This window comes from Streptomyces sp. NPDC059582 (genome assembly GCF_042735715.1).
Taxonomy (GTDB): Bacteria; Actinomycetota; Actinomycetes; order Streptomycetales; family Streptomycetaceae; genus Streptomyces.
Genome location: NZ_JBHWCC010000043.1, coordinates 63477 through 86596, shown reverse-complemented (window position 1 = coordinate 86596; position 23120 = coordinate 63477). Strand labels below are relative to the sequence as shown.

Annotated in this window: 17 protein-coding genes; 3 read left to right on the top strand and 14 right to left on the bottom strand. The window is 73.0% G+C overall.

Annotated elements, in window-relative coordinates; translation table 11 throughout:
- Positions 1 to 293: 293 nt before the first annotated feature.
- Both ACFV0T_RS30445 and ACFV0T_RS30440 read right to left on the bottom strand, forming a co-directional pair.
- Positions 294 to 1160: an ABC transporter ATP-binding protein gene (locus ACFV0T_RS30445; RefSeq protein WP_385785966.1), complete on the bottom strand. Its 867-nt coding sequence runs from the start codon at positions 1158 to 1160 to the stop codon at positions 294 to 296.
- A complete protein-coding gene (locus ACFV0T_RS30440) occupies positions 1153 to 2067 on the bottom strand; it encodes an ABC transporter permease (protein WP_385785963.1) in 915 nt (304 codons plus the stop codon). The genes ACFV0T_RS30445 and ACFV0T_RS30440 overlap by 8 nt, the downstream gene beginning before the upstream one ends.
- Positions 2068 to 2400: 333 nt before the next feature.
- Between ACFV0T_RS30440 and ACFV0T_RS30435 the strand changes: the two genes are divergently transcribed.
- A complete protein-coding gene (locus tag ACFV0T_RS30435) occupies positions 2401 to 3039 on the top strand; it encodes a TetR/AcrR family transcriptional regulator (protein WP_385785960.1) in 639 nt (212 codons plus the stop codon).
- A 54-nt stretch (positions 3040 to 3093) separates the two neighbouring features.
- On the opposite strand, the gene ACFV0T_RS30430 is transcribed toward ACFV0T_RS30435, so the two are convergent.
- From ACFV0T_RS30430 to ACFV0T_RS30415, 4 genes are all read right to left on the bottom strand, one after another.
- On the bottom strand, positions 3094 to 4107 hold the full coding sequence (locus ACFV0T_RS30430) for an ADP-ribosylglycohydrolase family protein (RefSeq protein ID WP_385785957.1): 1014 nt from the start codon (positions 4105 to 4107) through the stop codon (positions 3094 to 3096).
- Between the two features lie 122 nt (positions 4108 to 4229).
- Entirely contained in the window at positions 4230 to 5222 is a 993-nt protein-coding gene (gene galE / locus ACFV0T_RS30425) for a UDP-glucose 4-epimerase GalE (RefSeq protein ID WP_385785954.1), read from the bottom strand.
- Positions 5223 to 5287: 65 nt separating this feature from the next.
- Positions 5288 to 6982, bottom strand: coding sequence for a glycosyltransferase (locus tag ACFV0T_RS30420; protein WP_385785951.1), 1695 nt, complete (start codon positions 6980 to 6982; stop codon positions 5288 to 5290).
- Complete coding sequence (locus tag ACFV0T_RS30415; protein ID WP_385785948.1) at positions 6916 to 8193, bottom strand: glycosyltransferase 87 family protein; 1278 nt, start codon at positions 8191 to 8193, stop codon at positions 6916 to 6918. Before ACFV0T_RS30415 ends, ACFV0T_RS30420 begins: the two co-directional genes overlap by 67 nt.
- A 92-nt stretch (positions 8194 to 8285) precedes the next feature.
- Between ACFV0T_RS30415 and ACFV0T_RS30410 the strand changes: the two genes are divergently transcribed.
- On the top strand, positions 8286 to 9962 hold the full coding sequence (locus ACFV0T_RS30410) for a glycosyltransferase family 39 protein (protein ID WP_385785945.1): 1677 nt from the start codon (positions 8286 to 8288) through the stop codon (positions 9960 to 9962).
- Here ACFV0T_RS30410 and ACFV0T_RS30405 read toward each other — a convergent pair.
- Entirely contained in the window at positions 9910 to 10401 is a 492-nt protein-coding gene (locus ACFV0T_RS30405; RefSeq protein ID WP_385785942.1) for a MarR family winged helix-turn-helix transcriptional regulator, read from the bottom strand. The two genes, ACFV0T_RS30410 and ACFV0T_RS30405, sit on opposite strands and share 53 nt — an antisense overlap.
- Before the next feature lie 121 nt (positions 10402 to 10522).
- On the opposite strand from ACFV0T_RS30405, the gene ACFV0T_RS30400 reads away from it, so the two are divergent.
- Positions 10523 to 10936 (top strand): organic hydroperoxide resistance protein, encoded by a 414-nt coding sequence (locus ACFV0T_RS30400; protein WP_385785939.1) that lies wholly within the window; start codon positions 10523 to 10525, stop codon positions 10934 to 10936.
- A 29-nt stretch (positions 10937 to 10965) separates the two neighbouring features.
- Here the strand turns inward: ACFV0T_RS30400 and ACFV0T_RS30395 are convergent, their stop codons facing one another.
- The 7 genes from ACFV0T_RS30395 to ACFV0T_RS30365 form a co-directional block, all read right to left on the bottom strand.
- Positions 10966 to 12525 carry a hypothetical protein gene (locus ACFV0T_RS30395; protein ID WP_385785937.1) on the bottom strand — a complete coding sequence of 520 codons (1560 nt, stop codon included), beginning with the start codon at positions 12523 to 12525 and terminating at the stop codon, positions 10966 to 10968.
- Positions 12526 to 12604: 79 nt separating this feature from the next.
- Entirely contained in the window at positions 12605 to 13879 is a 1275-nt protein-coding gene (locus ACFV0T_RS30390) for a hypothetical protein (RefSeq protein ID WP_385785934.1), read from the bottom strand.
- A complete protein-coding gene (locus tag ACFV0T_RS30385) occupies positions 13876 to 16104 on the bottom strand; it encodes a CDP-glycerol glycerophosphotransferase family protein (protein ID WP_385785932.1) in 2229 nt (742 codons plus the stop codon). The genes ACFV0T_RS30390 and ACFV0T_RS30385 overlap by 4 nt, the downstream gene beginning before the upstream one ends.
- A gap of 7 nt (positions 16105 to 16111) precedes the next feature.
- The gene (locus ACFV0T_RS30380) at positions 16112 to 18313 is read right to left on the bottom strand and encodes a CDP-glycerol glycerophosphotransferase family protein (RefSeq protein WP_385785929.1); all 2202 of its coding nucleotides are present in this window, start codon (positions 18311 to 18313) and stop codon (positions 16112 to 16114) included.
- 144 nt (positions 18314 to 18457) lie between these two features.
- Positions 18458 to 20749 carry a CDP-glycerol glycerophosphotransferase family protein gene (locus ACFV0T_RS30375; RefSeq protein WP_385785927.1) on the bottom strand — a complete coding sequence of 764 codons (2292 nt, stop codon included), beginning with the start codon at positions 20747 to 20749 and terminating at the stop codon, positions 18458 to 18460.
- A 150-nt stretch (positions 20750 to 20899) separates the two neighbouring features.
- Positions 20900 to 21808: a carbohydrate ABC transporter permease gene (locus ACFV0T_RS30370; RefSeq protein ID WP_385785925.1), complete on the bottom strand. Its 909-nt coding sequence runs from the start codon at positions 21806 to 21808 to the stop codon at positions 20900 to 20902.
- Positions 21805 to 23085, bottom strand: a complete 1281-nt coding sequence (locus ACFV0T_RS30365; protein ID WP_385785922.1) for a carbohydrate ABC transporter permease — start codon at positions 23083 to 23085, stop codon at positions 21805 to 21807. Before ACFV0T_RS30365 ends, ACFV0T_RS30370 begins: the two co-directional genes overlap by 4 nt.
- Positions 23086 to 23120: the final 35 nt, after the last annotated feature.

Genomic DNA, 23120 nt, shown 5'->3' with positions numbered 1-23120 from the left:
TCGTCGTCCGCCTTGTCGTCGGTCGGGCGCACCCTTCTGGTCATAGTGGCACTGATCGGATAAAAGGGGTGGGTGTGGTTGGGCCGGTTGTGGTGGGCCGGGCACCGCGGCGGGTGCGGCTCGGGGCGGTGCCGTCCGGGGCGGTGCGGCTCCCGGGCGGGGTCGCCCGGGAGCGGTGCGGCTACCGAGTGGTGCGGCTCCCGGGCGGGGTCGCCCGGGAGCGGTGGCGTTCGGGAGCGGTGGCTTCAGGAGCACCTGCCGGGGAGCGGGCGCCGGCTCAGGAGCTCAGGAGCTCAGGAGCTCAGGGGTACCTTGTCGCGCAGCGGTTCCGGGCGGGTCTCCCGCAGCGGCCGGGGCGCCTTGGCCTTGCCGTTGGTGAAGGCCTCGTACTCCTTCATGACCTCTTCGGTCGGACCGTCCATGAGCAGCTCGCCGCGCTCCAGCCACAGGACGCGCTCGCAGGTACCGCGGATCGAGCCGTTGCTGTGGCTGACCAGGAAGACCGTGCCCGCCTGCTTGCGCAGCTCCCGGATGCGTTCCTCGGAACGCCGTTGGAAGGGGCGGTCGCCCGTGGCCAGCGCCTCGTCGATGAGCAGGACGTCGTGGTCCTTGGCGGCGGCGATGGAGAAGCGCAGCCGGGCGGCCATGCCGGAGGAGTACGTCCGCATCGGCAGTGTGATGAAGTCGCCCTTCTCGTTGATGCCGGAGAAGTCGACGATCTCCTGGTAGCGCTCCTTGACCTGCTCGCGGGACATGCCCATGGCCAGGCCGCCGAGGTAGACGTTGCGCTCGCCGGTCAGGTCGCCCATCAGGGCCGCGTTGACGCCGAGGAGGGAGGGCTGGCCGTCGGTGTAGATCTTGCCGCGCTCCACCGGGAGCAGGCCGGCGACCGCCTTGAGCAGCGTCGACTTGCCGGAGCCGTTGGTGCCGATCAGGCCGATCGCCTCGCCCCTGTACGCGGTGAACGACACGTCCTTCACCGCGTGCACCTTGCGGACGCCCGCCGCCTTCTCGGCCTTCCCACGGCGCACGATGCGGTTGAGGGCGGCGGTCGCGGAGCCGCGGCCGGCTCCGGTGCCGTTGACCCGGTAGACGATGTCGACGTGCTCGGCGACGACGGTGGGGATCCGCTCGTGCGTGTTGCTCTGGTTCTCAGCCACGGCCGTACGTCTCCTCAGCCTTCCAGAAGTAGATGAAGCCGCCGACCCCGGCGAGCAGCGCCCAGCCGGTCGCGACCAGCCACACGTGCGGCGGCAGCTGGCTCGCGTGGAAGCTGTCGATCAGCGCGAAGCGCATCAGGTCGATGTAGACGGCCGCCGGGTTGCACTGGAGTGCCGTCATCGCCCAGTGGGGCAGATCGTCGTGGCTGAGCACCTTGTCGATGCTCCACATCACGCCGGAGACGTACATCCAGGTGCGCAGCACGAACGGCATCAGCTGGGCGATGTCCGGCGTCTCCGCGCCCATCCGGGCCATGACCATCGAGACGCCGGTGTTGAACGTGAACTGCAGCAGCAGGGCGGGCAGCACCAGCAGCCAGGACATGCTGACGGGCACACCGAAGCAGAGCAGGATGACGATCAGCGCGATCATCGAGAACAGCAGCTGCTGGAGCTGCTGGAGGCAGAAGGAGATCGGCAGCGCGGCCCGCGGGAAGTGCAGGGCCCGTACGAGGCCGATGTTGCCGGAGATCGCCCGGGTGCCCGCCATGATCGAGCTCTGGGTGAACGTCCAGACGAACACGCCCGTGACCAGGAACGGCACGAAGTCCGGTACGCCGTGGGAGGTGCCCAGCAGCATGCCGAAGATGAAGTAGTAGACCGCCGCGTTCAGCAGCGGGTTCATCACCTGCCAGAGCTGGCCCAGCTTCGCCTGGCTGTACTGGGCGGTGAGCTTGGCGGTGGCGAACGCGGTGATGAAGTGGCGGCGCGCCCACAGCTGGCGGATGTACGCGGGCAGTGAGGGGCGGGCCCCGCTGACCGCGAGGCCGTGGCGGGCGGCCAGGGTCGCGAGGTCGTCTTCGGCCGGGGCCGGGGTGGAGGGCGGTGTGTGGAGGACCTGGCTCACATCCGCTGCTTTCGTTCGGGGGGAGGGGTGCGTGCGTCCGGCTGGGGAGGGGCCCGTCGCCCGGGATTTTCTTACGTTTTTCTTTACGTTTTCTCACGTCGGGACGGGACCGTATCGTCGCAACGCGAGCGTAGGCCGAGTTGGCGTCGGAACGCAACCGTTTCGTCGTGACGGACTTCGCGAGGGCGAGACCGTATCGACGCACGGACGAGACCGTTTCGTCGCGGGGACGGGGCGGTCGCGTCGTGGGGACGGGGCGGTCGCGTCGCCGGAACGAGGCCGTCGCGTCGCTACGCTTTGCGTGGGGACGGCACCGTATCGTCGTAACGCCCTATGCTGGACGGCATGACGACGAACGCCGACGGGCCCCAGACGCGTCCGCGCCGCCGCACCCCCGCGGGAGCCGCCGTACTCCGCGAGGATGTGACGGAAGCCATCCGGGCGGCCGTCTTCGAGGAGCTCGCGGCCGTCGGCTACGCGCGGATGTCCATAGAGGGCATCGCGCGCCGGGCCGGCGTCGGCAAGACGGCGGTGTACCGTCGCTGGCGCTCCAAGCTGCACCTCGTCCTCGACGTCGTCTCGGCGATCGCCGTGCAGGGTCTGCCCGCCCCGGACACCGGCTCCCTGGAGGGCGACCTGCGCCTGCTGTACGAGCTGACCTCCCGTGCGCTGCGCCACCCCGTGGCCTCGCAGATCATCCCGGACCTCCAGGCCGAGGCGGCCCGCAACCCCGAGATCGCCGAGGCCATGCAGAACGCTCTGCGCGAGGGGCAGGAGGGCGTCGCCAGCGGGATCGTCGCGGCGGCGGAACGGCGCGGCGAGGTCCGTCCGGGCATCGACGAGGAGCTGGCGCTCGACCTGATCTCCGGTCCCCTGTACTGGCGTTCGGTGGTGATCCGCAGTCCGAAGCTCCCGAAGGGATACCTGGGGGCTCTGGCACGAGCGACCACGGCGGCACTCAAGGCGCTGTGAACGCAGACCCGCCAGTGCGGTGATCGCCGCGACGACGCCCTGCCCGGGCAGGGCCTACTCGTTGCCGCGACCCGCCCCCGGCGACAGCAGCAGCCGCCGGGCGAGGTCGGCCAGTTCCCCCGCGCGCAGCACCCGCCCCCCGAACCCGGGCAGCGGCACGTGCAGGGGCCGTGTCCACCGCTCGGGGAGGGCGCCGGCACCGTACACCGCCCCGGCGAGGCCGCCCGTCACCGCCGCGACGGTGTCCGTGTCCCCACCGAGATCGATCGCGGCGCGTACGGCGTCCTCGTAGGAGGACGTGGTGCGCAGGGCCCAGAGGGCGGAGCCGAGGCAGGGCCAGACGGCGCCGTTGAACTCCGTGGCGTCGTCCGGGTGCCAGCCGGGGGCGAGGACGACGGCGTAACGGTCCCGGTGGTCGGGGTGGACGGCTTCCAGGGTCGGCGCGACGGCGGTGAGCGGGTCGTGTCCGGCCAGCGCGACCCGGACCAGCTCGTGGAAGACGGCCGTGCCCTCCCAGGCCGCCCGGTCCCCGTGGGTGAGCGCGGCCAGCCGGCGGGCGGCGTCCATGGTGGCCGCCCGTCCCCGGTCCGCGAAGTGCACGGCGGAGGGCGCGGCCCGCATCAACGCGCCGTTCCCCGCGCCGCGTCGGCTGACCTGGAGGTGCAGCGCCGCGGCGGTGTCCCACGAATCGCCGCTGCTCAGCACCGCCTCCGTCTGGAGTCCGATGTCCTTCGGGTCGGCCGCCGCCCACCGCCGGAACCGCCCGAAGAGGTCCGCCGGATCCAGTCCGCCGCACTCCAGCAGGGACTCCGCGACGAGTACGGCCATCTGCGTGTCGTCGGTCGCCTCGCCCGGGTCCCAGCCGCCGCCCCCGCACATCTCGCCGCCGTGCCCAGGCCGCGCGAACCGCGCGGAGAAGGCCCCCTCGGGCCCGAACTCGAAGGGTGCGCCCAGCGCGTCACCCACGGCGGAGCCGACGACGGCCCCGACGGCACGGTCGGTACGTGGATCGGCGGGCGGCTCCGCGGGCGGGTCGGTGCGCAAAGGCGTGCACGGCCGGTCGGTCATCCGGGCAGCGTACGCGGCGGACACGCACGCGTGCTCACCTGCGAGTCCCGCCGTGCCCGCACCCCCGCGCCCGCATTCCTACGCTCTCGCCCCCCGTCGCCCCGTCGCCCGCGCCCGCACCCCTACGCGCGTGCCGCCTCCGGGTGGAGGCGTACCCAGCCTGCCCAGGCCGACGTGATCATGTCCTGGACGTCGTGCTTCGCCTTCCAGCCCAGTTCGGTGGCGATGCGGTCGGCGGAGGCGACGACTCGCGCGGGGTCGCCGGGGCGGCGCGGGGTGACCGTGGGGGGACGGTCGTACCCGGTGACGGCGTTGATGCGGTCGATCATCTCGCGCACCGAGACGCCTTCCCCGCGGCCGATGTTGAGGGTCAGGTCGCGGCCCGGGGACGCCTGGAGGGCGTGGGCCGCGGCCACGTGGGCCTCGGCCAGGTCGACGACGTGGATGTAGTCCCGGACGCAGGTGCCGTCCGGGGTGGGGTAGTCGTCGCCGAAGATGCGCGGGGCCGCGTTCTGCGTGAGCTTCTCGAAGACCATGGGGACGAGGTTGTAGACGCCCACGTCGGCGAGTTCGGGGCTCGCCGCGCCCGCCACGTTGAAGTAGCGCAGCGAGGCCGTGGACAGGCCGGTGGCCCGGCCCGTCGCCCGGACCAGCCACTCGCCGGCCAGTTTCGTCTCGCCGTACGGCGACAGGGGCACGCACGGGGTCTCCTCCGTCACCAGGGCGCCGCGGCCCGCGGTGGCGGGCGTGCCGTACACGGCGGCGGAGGAGGAGAAGACGAAGGAGGGGACCCGGGCCGCGGTGACCGCCTCCAGCAGGACGCGCAGGCCCTCCACGTTCTCGCGGTAGTAGTGCAGGGGGAGGTCCATCGACTCGCCCACCTGCTTCTTCGCCGCCAGGTGCACCACCCCGGTGACGCCGTGTTCGGCGAGGGTGCGCGCGACCAGCGCTGCGTCCAGCGTCGAGCCGGTGACCACGGGCACCCCGTCCGGCACGCGGTCGGCGATGCCGGTGGACAGGTCGTCGTACACCACGGTTCTCTCGCCCGCTTCGGTCATCGCCCGGACGACGTGTGCGCCGATGTAGCCGGCGCCGCCGGTGATCAGCCAGGTCATGTGCGGCCGTCCCCTCGTCAGTTGGCCAGTGGGTGGTGCAATCTCGCGCGGGCCATGTGCGGCTTTCAGTCAAGCAGGCGGCGGAGTCTTCCGTGGACGACCGCGGCGACTCCCCGTGCTCCGGGTGCCACGCGCAGTGCCAGGGCCCCGGAATGGGTGGCGTAGGGCTGCACGAGGACGACGCCGTGGCGGGCGCTGGGCACGGCGCGACGGCGGAGCGGGCCGGCGGAGGTGTCGGCGTGGGCCGTCACCTCGCGGCTCGAACCGTCGGCGAACAGCACGCGCAGGCGCAGGTCCCAGGTGCTCGCGCCGTACGCCCCGAGTGCCGCCAGATCCACGGCCGTGTCGGCCGTCCAGGTGCCGTCCGGGGCGGCGACGAGGGCGACGGTACGGCGCAGGACGACGGGCGCCCCCGCGTGCGCAGCTCCCGTCCGTACTGCTCCCGTCCGTACTGCTCCGGCCCGCGCCGTTCCGTCCCGCGCCGTCCCCGCGCGCATCGCGTCCTCGCGTGGCCGCCACTCCATCTCCGCCGCCTGGGGGCCCGCGCCCGCCATCCGGCCGTACAGCTCGTGCAGGCGCAGTCGCAGCAGGGTGCCCCGCGCGCGCGGGCGCAGTCGCGCGTCGACCGTGAAGGGGAGGAGGCGGACCGGACGGGTCAGCAGGGACTCCAGGGTGACCTGGGGGAGGTCGGCGGACCAGACGGGGGTGCCGTCCGCCGCGCGCGCGTAGGGCGGGAGCAGCCGGGCGGGGCGGGCGGCCAGTTCCCTGAGCCGGGGCAGGTCACGCGGCTCGGGGGAGGCGAGGACGACCCGCGCGAGGAGCCGGCCGGGCGCGGTCGGGTCGGGTGTCCGGTCGGCGGCGTCGTACTCGGCGAGGTAGGCCCGGGTGTGCGTCCACCACGCGCGCCGGTACTCCACGTCACGCAGCTCCAGCTCGCGTGCGTACAGGCGCAGTTCGTGGTCGAGGAACTTGGCGCGCGCCGCCCGCGCGAGGCTCTCCTGCCCGGCGCCCAGCAGGATCTCGTAGGCCGTCCGGCTCGCCTCGGTGCGGGCCCGCCAGTTGTCGGCGTCCGCGCGGTCGAGCGAGATCGACAGCCGCTCGGCGGAGCGGCGCACGTGCCACACGTAGACCTGGTCCGGGACGAGGGCGACGCGGGGGCCGGCGGCGAGCACGCGCGCAGTGAAGACGAAGTCCTCGTAGCGGTGCCGGCCCTCGGGGAAGCGGATGCCGTGTGCGTCGAGGAAGGCGGTGCGGTAGAGCTTGTTGACGCAGAGCGTGTCGTGGACCAGCAGCGGGCGGTGCGCGGGGTGCGCGATCACGGCGTGTGCCGCGTACAGGCGGGGCTGCCAGGGCACTTCGCGCCCCGAGGGCAGCTCCCGGCGGACGCACAGGCCGCCCGCCACCTCGGCGCGCTCCTCGGTCGCCGCGGTGAGCAGCGCGTCGACCGCGCCCGGCGGCAGGAGGTCGTCGCTGTCGAGGAACATCACGTACGGCGCCGTGACCGCGTCGAGCCCGGTGTTGCGCGGGGTGCCGCAGCCACCGCTGTTGACCGGGTGCCGCACCACCCGCAGCCGGGGTTCCGTCGCGGCGAGGCGGGCGAGCAGCTCGGCGCTGCCGTCCGTCGAGCAGTCGTCGACGGCGACGACCTCGTGGACGGCGGGACCCTGCGCGAGCGCCGAGCGCACCGCGTCGGTCACATGTGCTGCGTCGTCGTAGCCGATGACGACGACCGCGACCTGGGGGAGCTGACGGAGGGGCATGAGGTCCAGGTGGCGGAGTCGGTGGAGCGGCCGTCGGGGCGGCCGGAGCGCCACAGGCGGACGAAGGACAGGACGGCGGCCGCGGCCAGCAGTCCGTTGCGGACGAGCATCAGCGCGCAGCCGGTCCAGGTGGAGGCGATGACGTCGGTGTAGAGGGTGGGGAACACGGCGGTGCTGACCGGGGTGGCCACCACGATCAGCCAGGCCACGGGGCGTTGTGAGGTCTGCCGCGAGGTCAGGCACACGGCGGCCAGACCGAGCAGCCAGATCATGTACTGGGGACTGATCACCCGGCTGGTGACGGTGAACAGGAGCAGGGCGCTCAGCGCGGCGTCGAACGGCGTCGCCCCGGTCCACCGCCTGGCCGTGAACCGCCACAGCAGCAGGAGCCCGAAGGCGACGGCCGTGAGGGCGAGGCAGACGTGCGCGACGGTGGAGACGTACGGGCCGGTGAACTCCATCGCGCCGTACTGGTACCGCACTTTGCCCGGCCAGCCGACGTGGGTGGCGAGGCCGAGGACCGTGCCGCCGAGGGACTCGATCTGCACGCCCCTGCCGCCCTGCTGGCGCAGGAAGGACAGGGCGTTGTCGAACGAGAGGACGAGCGGGACGAGCACCACGCCCGCCGTCACCGCCGCCCATGTCCACGCCGACCGGGTCGGCCGCCCCTTCGCCACCCCCACCAGCACCAGCAGCGGCCACACCTTCACCAGCGCGGCGAGCGCGGCGAACGCCCCGCACGCGCGCGTGGAGCGCGACAGCGCCAGCAGCGACACGACGGCGAGCGCGGTGACCTGGACGTCGTAGCGCGCGAGCGGCAGGCGCAGCAGCAGCGGCAGGGCGCCCACCCACAGTCCGGCCCCGAGCAGGCTGCGTCCGGGCCGCAGGCCGGCGCGGGCCAGCGCCACCGTGACGATCGCGTCCGACGCCAGGGTGATGACGACGAACGCCTGGAGATACGTGAGCCACGGCAGCAGACCGGGCGACAGCACCACCGCCCCGGCACCCGGCGGGTACTGCCACAGCTTGTCGTGCGCCGGGAACGCGCCGTGCGAGAGGACGACGTACCAGTGGTGGTAGAGCCGCCACACCTCCCGGGCGACGCGGCCGCCGAGCAGCGGCAGGGAGTCGTGGGCGAGCAGCCACAGCATCAGGGCTCTTGTGGCGAGCCAGACGGCGGCGAGCGTGAGGAGGCGGCGGTGACGTGTCATCACGGCGGATCGTAAGCCGCGCGAGTGTCGCGTATGCGTTGATACGCCGTCAATAGCCAAGAAGCATTGATTAATAGCACAAAATTGGTCACGTGTGGAACAGGAAGCCGAGAGGTACGAGGAGCGGCGCGGCCGGTGTCGTCGCGGTCGCGGTGCCCGCCGCCGTCATGCTCGCGCTCGGTCTGTGGGGCCTGGACCGTGGTGGCGCGTGGCGCGACGAGGCGGTCACGCTCCAGGTCGCCCGGCGTTCGGTGCCGCAGATCTGGCGGCTGCTGCACGGCGTGGACGCGGTGCACGGCCTCTACTACCTGCTCATGCACGTCGTCCTCGGCCTCCGTGCGACCGGCGAGGCCGCCGACGAGGTCGTCGTGCGCCTGCCGTCGGTCGTCGCCGCGGCCGTCGCCGCCGGGCTGGTCGCGGCGCTCGGCACCCGGCTGGCCCGGCCGCGGGTCGGCCTCTGGGCCGGACTGCTGTACGCGGTCACCCCGCTGGTCGGCCACTACGCGCAGGAGGGCCGGTCGTACGCGCTGGTCGCGGCCGGGGCGGCCGGGGCGACGCTGTGGCTGACGAAGGCCGTGACCGGTCGGCCGTGGTGGCCGTACGCGGCCGTCGTCGCGGTCACCTGCCTGCTGCACGAGCTGGCGGTGCTGCTGCTCCTCGCGCACGCGGTGACCCTGGCGCTCTGGCGGGTCCCGCGGCGCGTCTGGGGGCGCTGGGCGGCCGCGTCCGGCACCGTGCTGCTGGTCGTGGCGCCCCTGGTGCTCGTCTCCCGCCGGCAGGCCGCCCAGGTGGCGTGGCTGCCGGTGCCGGGCACGGCGACGGCCGAGCGGCTGCTGCGGGAGTTCACCGGGCCGGCGGACGGGGTGTACTGGGTGTGCGTCGGTCTCGCCGTCGTGGCCCTGGCGGCGGGCCGGCGCTCGGAGCTCGTGCGGGTGGCGCTGCCGTTGGCGGTGGTGCCGCCGCTGATCCTGATGGCCGTGTCGCAGGTGCGGCCGGTCTACGACGACCGCTACGTGCTGTACGCGCTGGCGGGCGCGCCGCTGCTGGTGGCCGCGGGCGCCGACCGCCTGCTGAGGTCCCTGCCGCGCGCCGCGACACCGGCCGGCGCCCTGGCCGTCACCCTCGCGGGCGTCCTGGCCGTCGTCCTCGTTTTCGCCCAGCAGCTGCCGCTGTACCGCCAGGACCGCACCCCCGCGAGCCGCCCCGACAACCTCGCAGCCGTCTCCGCGCTCGCCGCGCGGGAGCTGGGTCCGGGGGACCCGGTGGTGTTCCTGCCGTCCATCGGGCGGCGCACGGCGCTGGCGTACCCGAAGGGGTTCCGGCGGGCGCGGGACATCGCGCTCACCGCGTCGGGGCCGGCGTCCGGGACGCTGTACGGGCGTGAGGCCGACGCGCCGGTGCTGCGCCGCAGGCTGGACGGCCTGGACCGGCTCTGGGTCGTCGCCGAGTCGTACGCCCTGAGCTCGTCCTGGCACCCGGCCGAACCGACCGAGCGGCTCAAGCTCGCCGTCGTCACCGAGGAGTTCGTCCCGCGCGAGCCCCGGCGGGAGTACGTCCGCACGGGAGTCACCCTGCGCCTCTACGTGCGCCGCGCGCCCCAGGTCAGGCCGCTCCGGGCCGGCCCGCCCCGGATCCCGCCGCCCCAGGCCGGCCCGCTCCAGGTCTCCCCGCCCCAGGTCGGACCGGCCGAGGTCCGGCCGGCCGGACTGCGGGTGCCTAGCCGCAGTCCGGGGTCTCCTCCAGCGCCGCCGCGTCCAGCGCCGTGGTGAGCCGGTCGAGGCGCTCGTGCAGCTCGCGGATCTCGTCGATCCCGAAGCCGGTCGCGGCGGCGATCCGCTCGGGTACCCGCAGCGCACGCTCCCGCAGCGCCATCCCTTGAGCGGTCGGCCGCACCTCCACCGAGCGCTCGTCGCGCGTGCTGCGCTCCCGGGTGACGAGACCGGCCGTCTCCAGTCGCTTGAGCAGCGGCGACAGCGTGCCGGAGTCGAGGCGCAGGTGCTCGCCCAGCTTCTTGACGGGCAGCTCGCCCTCCTCCCACAGGATCAGCATCACGAGGTACTGGGGGTAGGTGAGTCCGAGGTCCTTGAGGATCACGCGGTAGACGCCGTTGAAGGCGCGCGAGGCGGCGTGCAGGGAGAAGCAGATCTGACGGTCGAGGCGGAGCCAGTTCTCCCCGGCCTCGGAGTGGGGCGTCTGGGTGGGCGTCATGCGTCCAGAATAGCCCTTGCGGGTAATTCAGTTGTGCGCAACTGAGTTGTGTGCTCTACTTGTGGTCGTGAGGGCGGCCGGACCGGGCCGCCGGAACGTGACTCCGAGAGGGATGGTTTCCATGGACGCGCTCTACACCGCTGTCGCCACCGCCACGCACGGCCGCGACGGCCGTGCCGTCTCCTCCGACGGCAAGCTGGACATCCAGCTCGCCCCGCCGGTGGAGCTGGGCGGCAACGGTCAGGGCACCAACCCGGAGCAGCTCTTCGCCGCCGGTTACGCCGCCTGTTTCGCCAGCGCCCTGGGCGTGGTCGGCCGCGCCGCCAAGGTGGACGTGAGCGATGCCACCGTCACCGGCGAGGTCGGCCTCGGCAAGCAGGGCGAGGGCTTCGCCCTGAAGGTGACCCTGCGCGTGGAGCTGCCCGAGGGTGTGGACGAGGGCACCGGCCGCAAGCTGGTCGAGCAGGCCCACCAGGTCTGCCCCTACTCCAACGCCACGCGCGGCAACATCCCGGTCGACCTCGTCATCGAGTAGTCCGCCGGGCGCCCCGCGAGGGGCGACTCTCAGCCGCCGACCCGCGCCAGCACCTCCCCCGTCCGCCGGCTCCACGCCACCACCACCGCCTCCTCGGGCACCTTGCGCCAGCGCGTCAGCAGCAGCCAGCGCACGTGGTAGCGGCGGACGATCGCGGAGCGCTCGGCGCGGGTCGCGGACGGGGCGAGGTAGGCCCGGACATCGGCGATCCGGCGAAGCCGCACCCGCTCGTCCAAGGACGCGTCGGGCCACGCGGGCGCGGCGAGGTCGGGGCCGTAGCCGGCGATCGCGTGGACGGCGTAGTACCCGTCGGCGATCACGACCTCGCCGGGCCCGATGTGCCGCGCGGCCCAGCCGTAGGCCGGCCAGTGCGGCGGCTGGGCGAAGCCGACCGGGTCCAGCGAGCCGGGGATCACCGCGCCCGCCTGCACGGTGAGGAAGCCGAGACAGGCCCCCGCCGCCGCCACCGTGCCCAGCGCCCTGCGCCACACCGGCCACGGCCGCGCCGCCGCCAGCTCCACCGCCAGCGCGAACTGCGGCCCCACGAGCGTCAGCCCCAGGATCCGGCCGTAGGTGTAGTGCCCGCTGAACCAGCCGTACGCCACCACCAGGCAGTCCAGCCCGAACATCAGCACCAGCGGATCACGCCACGACGACCGGCGGGCCCGCAGCCACAGCGCCGGCAGCCCCAGCAGGGCCAGCCAGAACTGCCCGCCGAGGTCCAGGTACAGCCGCTGGTGCATCGCGTCCACGCTGCCGTCGCCGGCCAGCGCGAACACGTCGAAGTACGGCCAGGCCGCCGCGACGGCCAACGCCACCGCGCCCGCCAGCGCCCACCGCAGCACCACGGCCGGCCGCCGACCCCGCTGCCGTCCGGCGACACAGGCCACCGCCCCCAGTACCGCCGCCACCGACGTGATCGGATGGACGAGCAGGATCACCCCGTACAGCGCGCCGACCCCCGCGTACCCGGCGAGGCCGCGCAGCCCGCTCGGGCCCACGAAGCGCACCCGCCGGGTGTCCCGGGCCCGCGCGGCCGTCAGCGACCAGGCCCAGAAGGCGAGTCCGGTCGCGAACGCGGACGGGTAGGCGAGGGTGCCGGTCATCGACATCAGCCCGAGGTAGCCGCTCCACCAGGCCCGCTCGGTGCCCCACAGCAGCGTCATCGAGGCCAGCGCCAGCACCGGCGCCCACGGTCGGGGGCTCAGCGCGCGCACGAAGCGGCCGATGCCGGTCAGCAGCACCAGCAGGTTCACCGGCCCGGCGAGCTTCACCACCTCCCAGCCGGACAGTCCCGTCAGCCGGGCGAACACGCCCTGCGCGACGGCGTACGGCGAGTAGTACGGACTGCCCGCGCCCGGCAGGTCCGCCATCGGGTGGCGCGGGTGCAGCAGATGCGCCTTGAGGCGTTCGACGACCGCCGCGTGCTGGCCCGCGTCGCAGCACAGCGGGACCCGCCAGTACGCGAGTGTCATCACCAGCCAGAACAGGAAGCCGAACACCTGGTACGGGGTCGGACGTCGGCCGCGGGCGCCGCGCAGCGCGCTGGCTCCGCGCACCGGCCGCCGGACGAGAGCGCCGGCGCTCACCGGACCGACACGGGGGCACAAGGTGAGATGAAGGGCATTGGCCGTACCTTCCCGCCGGGATCGGCGGCCCTACCGACTGTCACCTCATCGAGTGAGCCGGTTCGGCCCGGTCCTGGAGCGGCACGACGACCGGCCTCCGCACGAGTGGCTCCAGCAAGAGCGGCACCCCGACGACGGGCAGCAGCCAGGCCAGCACGATCAGCCGGTCGCCCCAGATGTCGATGTCGGGGTGCCCGGCCTGGGTGAGGACGCCGGTGGACGCGGCCGCGAGCAGGAGGCAGCCGAAGGCCCGGCGCCGACGCAGCGCCCCGTACGCCCCGGCGGCCAGCGCGGCCACGAACAGCGGCTCCCACAGCTGCCGGCGCAGCCACTCCACCCAGAAGTGGAACTGGAGCTGGAAGAACTCCGGCCACGGACGTGTCCGGTCCGGCCGCGAGAAGTGCCCGGTGAGCAAGTCCTGGAGGCTCTCCGACTCGGCCGGGTAGTGCAGTGCCCGGGCCAGCAGCAGCGTCCCGAGGGCACCGCAGCACCCCACCGCCGTGACCGCCACCAGGCCGCGCCCGAACGGCGTACCCGCCCGCCGCCGCCGTACGCCGACCGTCGCGCCGGCCGCCGCCAGGCACAGGCCCAGGAACAGCGACTGCGAGTGCTTCACGGCGAACAGCGCGGCCAGCGCGCCGCCGACGAGCAGCGTTCCCGCGCGCACCCGGCCGTCCAAGGCCAGCGCGCAGCCCCACACCGCCGCCAGGGTCAGCGTCAGCAGCAGGCCCTCGGTCATCGGGCGCATGGCGGTGGTGCCGCACGGCAGGACGTAGAACAGGGCCTGTCCGGTCAGGCACAGGGCCGTCGGGGCGCGCAGGCTGCGCAGCACCAGGAAGGCGAGGACGCCGCCCGCGACCGCGACGACGACGCTCGCCGCCCACACCCCCCACGTCACGCCGAACACCGTGACGAACGGCAGCAGGAACACCGGGTAGCCGGGCCGCACCTCGAAGATCCGCATGAACCGCCGCGACATGTACGGCGTCGTGTGGCCCCCGGTCTGCCCGGCCGCCAGCCGTGCCCCGACGACCCGCCACTCCCGCGCCCGGCAGGCCGCCATCACCCGCCCGGTGGGATCGGGCCGGTGGAAGCGCACCACGTCCACGCTCTGCTTGCGGGCCGCGGTCGACGCCCTGCTCGCGCAGGCGTAGTCGATGGTCCTGGCCGCCGCCGTGTGCTTGTCCTCGCCGCCCAGACTCAGCGCGTACGACAGGTAGTTCTTGGTGTCGGGGGTGTCCCGGCCGGTGACGTTGGCGAGCTGGCACACGGCGAAGACCGCGGCCAGGACCAGAACCCAGGTGCGCGGCCTCACGAGGACGCGAACAGGTCGTGCCCGGCGGCCGGTCCGGGCACCCGGGCCGGGGCGGACGCCGGGGGCATGGACTCGCCCAGCATCAGGGTGCGGACGACGCGTTCGGCGGCGCGCCCGTCGTCGTACGCGCAGAACCGGGCCCGGAAACCGGCCCGCAGCCGGGTCGACTCCGCGTCCCGCCAACTGCCCGAGGCCAGCAGCCAGGCCAGTTCCCGGTAGGAGCGGGAGACATGGCCGGGGGCTTCGGCGGTGATGTCGAAGTATGCGCCTCGGCTCGCCGTGTACGCGGCCCAGTCGTCGGCGTGCACGACGATCGGCCGGTCCAGGTTGGCGTAGTCGAACATCAGCGCCGAGTAGTCGGTCACCAGCACGTCCGAGGCGAGCATGACGTCCTCCACGTGCGGCTCGTCCGTCGCGTCGACCAGCACCCCGCGCCGGTGCAGGTCCGCCAGACCCAGCCCGCGCGCCGGTCCGGTGGCGAGCGAGGGGTGCAGCCGTACGACGAGGGTGTGGCCCGTGCCCAGGTCCGCGGCGAACCGGGCCAGGTCGACGCGGTCGACATGGCCGCCGCGCCGGTAGTCGCGACGGGTCGGCGCGTACAGCACGACCGTGTGGTCCGGCGGGAGGCCCAGCCGGGCACGGGCCGCCGCACCGGCCTCCGGACCGGCGCCGACCAGGACGTCGTTGCGGGGGCTGCCCGTGCGCGCGGACGCGAAGTGGCACGGGTACGCCCGCTGCCACACCAGCTCGGAGTGCCGGTTGGCGACCAGGCTGTGGTCCCAGCGGTCGGCGCGGCGCAGCATCTGCGGCACGTCGAAGCCGTGCCGGGCGCCGGGCTTGTCCAGCAGATCGACCCCCATGTACTTCAGCGGGGTGCCCTGGTGGGTGTGGATGTGCACGCTGCCGGGGCGTTTGGCCAGCGTGCCCGGCCAGTTGACGTTGTTGACGAAGTACGTGGCCCGCGCGGTGAGCGCGTGATAGCGCGGCGAGTCGAGGAGCACGTACTCCACGTCCTCCGGCAGCAGCGCCGCGTCCCCCGCCTCCTCCTTGCCGCGTACCACCCACACCCCGCGGATGTGCGGGGCGAGTTCGCGGGCCTTGCGGTAGACGGCCGCCGGGTCGCCGAGCACGCCCCGGTGCGAGAACGCCGAGTACACGGCGAGGCCGGGGTCGAGCGGACGGCGGGCGTGCAGCGCCGACCAGCCCTGCTTGACCCGCCCGGCCGCCGCCTTGCGGGCCGGCAGCGCCCGCCGCCCGAGCTCCCGGCGCAGCCGCCCTGCCTGTTGCGTCAGCAGGTAGGCCGGGTAGCCGCCGGTCAGCAGCCGCAGTTCGCCGTCCACCGGCGCGCCCGCCGGCCGGTGCCTGCGGAACAGCTCCGCCGTGCGCCGGAAGAACTCGGCCTTGTCCGCCGCCGGCAGCCGGTCCGGCTTGGCGAGGATGTCGAGACAGTGCTCGCCCATCTTGCGGTGCAGATAGGGACGCCAGACGGCGAGCCCGGGTCGGGAGTCGACGAACGAGAAGACCCGCTCGTACTGGTCGTGGATGTCGAAGTGCTTGCGGCTGGTGGTGGACAGGATGTTGCCCTGGCGTCGCTGGCGGTAGTTCAGGCAGATCCGGTCCAGGGTGGCGATCCGCCCCGCGCTGAGCAGGACCGGGAAGGTCCAGGGCGTGTCCTCGTAGTACCCGGGCGGGAACTCGAAGCCGTTCTTCGCCACGAACTCCCGGCGGTAGACCTTGTTCCAGACCACCATCAGCAGATCCAGGATCTCCGGGTGCTCGGCGACCGTGAAGGTGCCCTCGCCGGCCTCCGAGAGCACCTGGGCGAGCACGTTGCGCCGGGTCCCGCCCCACCAGTAGGTGCGGGCGTAGTCGAAGACCAGCACGTCGGGGTCGTCGGTCTCGTCGAGGCGGTCGGCCATCGCGCGCAGAGCGCCCGGGGTCAGCGTGTCGTCGCTGTCGAGGAAGAACAGGAAGTCGCCGGTCGCCAGGGGCATCCCGGCGTTGCGGGCGCGGCCCAGGCCGACGTTCTCCGGCAGGTGCAGCACCGTGACGCGCGGGTCGCGGTCCGCGTACTCGTCGAGGATCGCTCCGCAGCCGTCCGGGGAGCGGTCGTCGACGGCGATCACCTCGATGTCCCGGTAGGACTGCTCCAGGACCGAGTCGAGGCACTCGCGCAGGAAGCCCTGCACCTTGAAACAGGGGATGATGACGCTGAAGCGGGGCACTGCGGGGTCAGCTCCTTACGAGGGGTGCGGCGGCGGGGGCCGGGACGCGCCGCGCGAGCGGCAGCACGGGCGGGATCGCCTCCGGCGGCTCGCCGAGCAGCACCCGGCGCACGACCCGCTCGGCGGCCCGGCCGTCGTCGAACTGGCAGAAGCGCTCCCGGAAGGCGGCCCGCAGCGCGCGTGACCCCGGGCCCGCGTAGGAGCCGTCGCGGAAGACCCGCGCCAGCTCCTGCGGGGTGCGGGTGACCGGGCCCGGCGGCGCGGCCGGCAGGTCGAAGTAGACGCCCCGCGTCTCCTGGTAGACCTCCCAGTCGTCGGCGTACACGACGATCGGCCGGTCCAGGTTGGCGTAGTCGAACATGATCGACGAGTAGTCGGTGATCAGCGCGTCGGCGGCCAGGCAGACGTCCTCCGAGGAGCGGTGCGCGGTGACGTCGATGATCCGGCCGGTGCCGCCGCCGCGGCCCCGGTCGTAGAAGTAGTGGGCGCGCAGCAGGACCACGACGTCCTCGCCCACCTCCTCGCAGAAGGCCTCCAGATCCAGGCCCGGTTCGAAGCCGGTGTGGTGGTCGCGGTGCGTCGGGGCGTACAGCACGGCAGTCCGGCCCTCCGGGACGCCCAGTTCGCGGCGGATGCGGGCCACGTCCTCGGCGGTCGCCGTGCAGTAGACGTCGTTGCGCGGATAGCCGTACTCCAGGGCCTCGTAGGAGCCGGGGAAGGCGCGCTCCCACACCTGGGTGGAGTGCCGGTTGGAGGAGAGGTTGTAGTCCCAGCGGTCGACGCGGCCGAGCAGCTTGGCGAAGCTGCCGGTCGCAGCGGCCACCACCGGGTACGTCGACTGGTCCACGCCCATCTTCTTCAGCGGGGTGCCGTGCTGGGTCTGCACATGCACGCTGCCCGCGCGCTTGACCACGCCCTCCGCGAAGTTGGCGTTGTTCACGAGGTACGTGGCGCGGGCCAGGACCTCCCAGTAGCGGCGGCTGCCGATCACGGCGTGGTCGACGTCCTTCGGCATCGCGTGCGCCTGGTCGGCCTCCACCAGGAACACCGAGCGGATGTGCGGGGCGAGTTCGCGGGCCTTGGCGTGGATCGCGGCCGGGCTGCAGGCGTAACCGCGGCCCCAGTAGGCGCAGTACACGGCCAGGTCGGGGTCGAGGGGGCGGCGCAGTTGCCTCCAATAGCGCAGCCGGGTGCGCAGCAGGCGCGGGCGCGGGACGCTCCCGGCGGCGCCCGTCGCGGCGCGGTTGGCGCCGCGCAGGGTACGGAAGGCCGTGTACGCACCCGCCGCCAGCAGCCGGTGCTGCACCCCCAGGCTGCCCCCGGGCCTGCGGAAACCGGCCGGGCGGTGCCGTCGGTACAGCCGGGCCGCCCGGCGGAAGAAGGCGCGCTTCCTCGACGGCAACCGCCGGGGGTGGGCCGCCGTCCTCAGCACCGCCGCGAACAGTTGCTCGAACAGCGCCTCCGCCCGCGCGCCGGACAGCCCCCGCTCGGCGGCCCGGGTGAGCACCAGCTCCGTCTGGTCGAGCAGCTCGACGTGGTGGGCGCCCGGCTGGTTCAGCCGACTGCCCTGTCGGCGCAGCAGATGCCGTACGACCACCGCGCGCAGCACCGCCATCCGCTCCGCCGCGACCGTGACCAGGCCGCCGAAGCCCACGTCCGTGAAGTGGCCGTCGGGGAAGGCGAGCCGGTGCCCGGTGAGGAACGCCCTGCGGTAGGCGGCGCTCCACGCGGGCAGTGAAACGCCGGTCACCTCGGGCGCCCGCCCGGGGGCGAAGGCCTCCGGCGGTGCCTTCGCCAGCAGTGGCTCGGCCGGACGGGTCGGCTCGCCCTCCCACCAGGGCGTCCGCTCGTGCTCGAAGTACAGGACGTCCACGTCACCGGTGGCGTCCAGACGGTCGGCCAGCGCGCCCAGCGCGCCCGGCACGAGGACGTCGTCGCCGTCGAGGAACAGCAGGTACGCCCCGGTCGCCGCCCGCATCCCGGTGTTGCGCGCCCCGCTCGGACCGGCGGACGGCGGCGAGTGCACCGGCGCGACCCGTGAGTCCCGCTCGGCGTACCCGGCGGCGACGTCCGCCCCGGGGGCGTCGGGCGCGTCGCACACCGGGATCAGCTCGAAGTCGCCGAAGGACTGGGCGAGGACGGAGTCCAGCGCCAGGGACAACCGGCCCTCGACCCCATGGGACGGGACGATGATGCTGAAGCGGGGCATTCTGCTCTTTCTCTGTCGAGGTCCTGATGCTCAGGCCGTACCGATACGGCCCGGCCGTCCGGTCGGCCGCCAGGTGGACGGCCGGGTCGGGGTGGGCCGCGAGGTGCCGGGGGGCATGCGAACTCCCTGTGGGGCAAACGGCGTTCAGTGGCTCTCGGTGACGGGAAGCGGTCCGGAGGGCGGCGGCACCGTGGCGAGCGGGGAGCGCGCGAGTGCGCTCGCGGCCGACGGCGCCGGGCGGCGCTCGTGGAGCGGCACGACCGGCGGCAGCCCCGCTGTCTCGCCCATCACCACGTGGCGGACGACCCGTTCGGCGGCGCGGCCGTCGTCGTACGGGCAGAAGCGCTCCCGGAACGCGGTGCGCAGCTGGGCGGAGCGCGAGCCGCGCCAGTGGCCGCTCGCGAAGATGTCGATCAGCTCGTCCTCGTTGCGGGCGACCGCGCCCGGCGGGAAGGCGCGTACGTCGAAGTAGGTGCCGCGGGCCGCCTCGTACGCCTCCCAGTCCTCGGCGTGGATCACGATCGGCCGGTCCAGGTTGGCGTAGTCGAACATCACCGACGAGTAGTCGGTGACCAGCGCGTCCGAGGCGAGGCACAGGGTCTCGACGCTCGGGTGGCCGCTGACGTCGATGACCCGGGCGCCGCCGGTCGGGGTGCCCGCGGCCGGGGTGCCCGCGGTCAGCGGGCCGTCGTGCCAGTAGTGGGCGCGGGCCAGGATCACGAAGCGTGGGCCCAGGCGGCGCAGGACGCGCTCCAGGTCGAGCGAGGTGTGCTGGGTGACGCGGTAGTCGCGGTGGGTCGGGGCGTACAGGATCGCCACCGCGCCCTCGGGGATGCCGAGGCACGCGCGCAGCCGGGTCACGTCCGCCGCCGTCGCCCGCAGCAGCACGTCGTTGCGGGGATAGCCGTAGTCGAGCGTGGTGTAACCGCCGGGGTAGACGCGCTCCCAGGTCAGCGTGGTGTGGCGGTTGGCGGACAGGACGTAGTCCCAGGTGTCGACGCCTTTGAGGAGCGTCGCGAAGTCCAGGTCACGGGCGGCGGCCGGACGCTCCTGGAGGTCGAGGCCCATGTGCTTGAGCGGGGTGCCGTGCTGGGTCTGGACGAAGACCTGGCCACGGCGCTTGACCAGGCGGCGGTCGAAGTTGACGTTGTTGACGAGGTACTTGGAGCGGGCCAGCGCCGTCCAGTGGGCGGCCGAGCCGGGGACCAGCCGCCGGGTGCCCGGGGGGATCGTGGCGTGGTGCTCGGGGCGGGCGATCCACGCCGTGCGGATGTGCGGGGCGTGGGCGCGGAAGGCGGCCTCCAGCGCGCCCGGGTTGCAGCCGTGGCCGCGGCCCCAGTAGGCGGCGAAGACGGCACGGTCGGCGCGCAGGGGGAGACGGAGCTGGACCCGGTAGTGGAGCTGGAGGACCGCCGCCCGCAGGGCCCTGAGCAGCCGGCTGGTGAGCTTGATGGTGCGGCGGCGCACGGTCATCGCCCGTTGCAGCACCCGGTAGGTGCGGTGCAGGCCCAGCCCGACCAGGGTGTGGCGCAGCCGGGAACGGAGCGGGAGCGGCGCGCCGGGGGTGCGGTAGCGGCGGTACTGGGTGCGGGCCCTGCGCAGGAACTCGGCCCGGGCGGCCCGCGGCAGCCGGCCCGGCCTGGTGAACACCGTCGAGAAGTGGTCGACCATGCGCCGGAACAACAGCGATCGCCAGCAGAGGAGTTGGGGACGGCTCTCGATGAACGCGAAGACCCGGTCGTACTGTTCGAACACATCGAAGTGCCGGCGGCTGGTGGTGCCGAGGATGTTGCCCTGCCGGCGCTGCCGGTAGTGCACGCACACCCGGTCGAGGGTCGCGATGGACTCCGCCGCCATCAGCGCCGGATAGGTCCAGGGGGTGTCCTCGTAGTAGCCGGGCGGGAAGAGGAGCCCCTCGCGTGCCACGAAGTCCCGCCGGTACGCCTTGTTCCAGGCCACCATCAGCACCTTGAGCAGACCAGGGCGGTCCGCGAGCCGGAAGGGGGCCGGGCCACGCTCGGTCAGCTGGTCCGCGACCTTGTTGCGCACGGTCTCGCCGGACCAGTGCGTGCGCGCGTAGTCGTAGACCAGGACGTCCGGTTCGTCGGTCTCCTTGATGCGGTCCGCGATCGCGTACAGCGCGTCCGCCGTGAGCGTGTCGTCCGAGTCCAGGAAGACCAGGTAGTCGCCGGTCGCCTGCTCAAGACCGGCGTTGCGGGCCCGGCCCAGTCCCCGGTTCTCCGGCAGGTGCAGCGGCCGTACCCGCGGATCGCGCGCCGCGAACTCGTCGATGATCGCACCGCAGGCGTCCGGGGAGCAGTCGTCGACCGCGATCAGTTCGAGATCCGGATACGACTGCGAGAGCACCGATTCCAGGCACTCGTGCAGGTACGCCTGAACCTTGTACGCGGGGACGATGACACTGAACCTGGGCAAGGCACATCCATGGGTCGGCGCGGGCGTTCTGCCCGGGAACGGCCGATGGAGTGACTTGGTTACGGTGCGTGCGGCATACGGGGGATGTGCGGTGAACGGAAAGGGGCGGCCCGGTGTCGGACCGCCCCATCAAGTGGGTTTTCCCGTACGTCACTTCACCGCGCCCGCCATCACACCGGACACGAACTGCCGCTGGAACGCGAAGAACACGGCCAGCGGGATCACCATGGAGATGAACGCGCCCGGTGCCAGCACGTCGATGTTGTTGCCGAACTGACGTACCTGCGTCTGGAGCGCGACCGTGATCGGCTGGGTGCCGGACTTGGTGAACACCAGGGCCACCAGCATGTCGTTCCACACCCACAGGAACTGGAAGATGCCCAGGCTCGCGATCGCGGGCCCGCCCAGCGGCATCACGACGCGCGCGAACAGCCGCAGCTCACCGGCCCCGTCGAGCCGGGCCGCCTCCAGCAGCTCGCGGGGGATCTCCGCGAAGAAGTTCCGCAGCAGGAACACCGCGAACGGCAGACCGAAGCCGGTATGGAACAGCACGACCCCGAGAACCGTGCCGAACAGGCCTATCCTGCCGAAGAGTTCGGCGATCGGGATCAGCGCCACCTGCACCGGAACGACCAGCAGGCTGACCACGCCCAGGAACCACCAGTCGCGGCCCGGGAACTCCATCCACGCGAACGCGTAGCCCGCGAGCGAGCCGATGACCACGACCAGGAGCGTCGCCGGGACCGTGATCAGGACCGTGTTCACCAGCGAGGCGGTGATGTCGCCGTTCTCCAGCAGCTTCTGGTAGCTGTCGAGGGTGAGTTGCGAGGGCTGGCTGAAGACCTTCCACCAGCCGCTCGCGTTCATGCTCTCGGGAGTGCGCAACGACGAGATGAGCAGACCGATCGTCGGCACCAGCCAGAACAGGCCGACGAGGATCAGGAACACGCGGACCGCGCCGCCGCCGAGCTTCTCCACGATCCGTGAACCGAGCGACCGCCGCGCCTTCACGGACTCGGCCGGGGCCACCTTGGTGACATTGCCGACCTGCGTCGTCATCGCCTGACCTCCCGCCTGAGCCGCCGTACGTTGAACCACATCACCGGAATCACCAGCAGCAGCAGGAACACCGCGATCGCGCTGGCGATCCCCGGCTGGTCCTCGGAGAAGCCCTTGCGGTACAGCTCCAGCGCGAGCACGTTCGCGTCGTCCTGGGACGAGCCCGGGGCGATGATGAAGACCAGGTCGAAGACCTTCAGCACGTTGATCATCAGCGTGACGACGACGACCGCGAGGACCGGCGCGAGGAGGGGCACGGTGACCCTGCGGAACACCTGCCACTCGTTGGCGCCGTCGACCCGGGCGGCCTCCAGGAGTTCACGGGGCATGCCGGCGAGCCCGGCCGCGATCAGCACCATCGCGAAACCCGCCCACATCCAGATGTACGAGCCGATGATCGCCGGAGTCACCAGCGACGGGCCGAGCCAGTCCAGACCGTTGTACGGCTCCTTGAAGTTGCCGGCCGGCAGCCGCAGCCGGGCCCCGTCCGCCTCGGCCGGGAGCGTGAAGGTGCCGTCGGCCGCGGCCTTCGCCGACGCCACCACCTTGCCGTCCTTCACGGCCTCGATCCGCATCCCGGAGTAGCCCACTTCGGTCGGGTCGGGAGCGCCGAGCGTGCCGACACCCTTGCCGCGGGTGAAGTCCTGCCAGGTGGTACCGGTGATCTTCCCCGGGTCCGCCTTCGGCGCCACGGCCGGCGCGGCGCCGTCGGGCAGCTGGTCGGGGGCCACGCCGACGAGCGGCAGCGTGACGGTGTCCCCGGCGCGGACCGGGGACTTGGTGACGAACCCGCCCTGCTCGGCGACGAGCGGCGACTCGCGGCCCGGGTGCGCCTTGGGGAACGCCGACGACTCGGCGAACGTGTCGTGCACCCCCACCCACACCGCGTTCGCGACGCCCTTGTCCGGGTCCTGGTCGTAGACGAGCCGGAAGATGATGCCGGCCGCCAGCATCGAGATCGCCATCGGCATGAAGACGACCAGCTTGAACGCGGTTCCCCAGCGCACCCGTTCGGTCAGCACCGCGAAGATCAGACCGAGCGCGGTGGCGACGGTCGGGGCGAACACCACCCAGATGATGTTGTTCTTCAGCGCCGTACGGATGCCGTCGTCGGTGAACAGGGCCTGGTAGTTGTCGAATCCGGCGAAGCCGTCGCCGGACTGGTCGTAGAAACTGCGCACGACCGAGTACCCGATCGGGTAGACCACGAGCGCGCCGAGCAGCACCAGGGCGGGCAGCAGGAACAGGGCTGCCACGGTTCTGCGGGTGCCGGTCACGCTCTTGCGACTCTTCGGCGCGGCAGGGGTCGGGG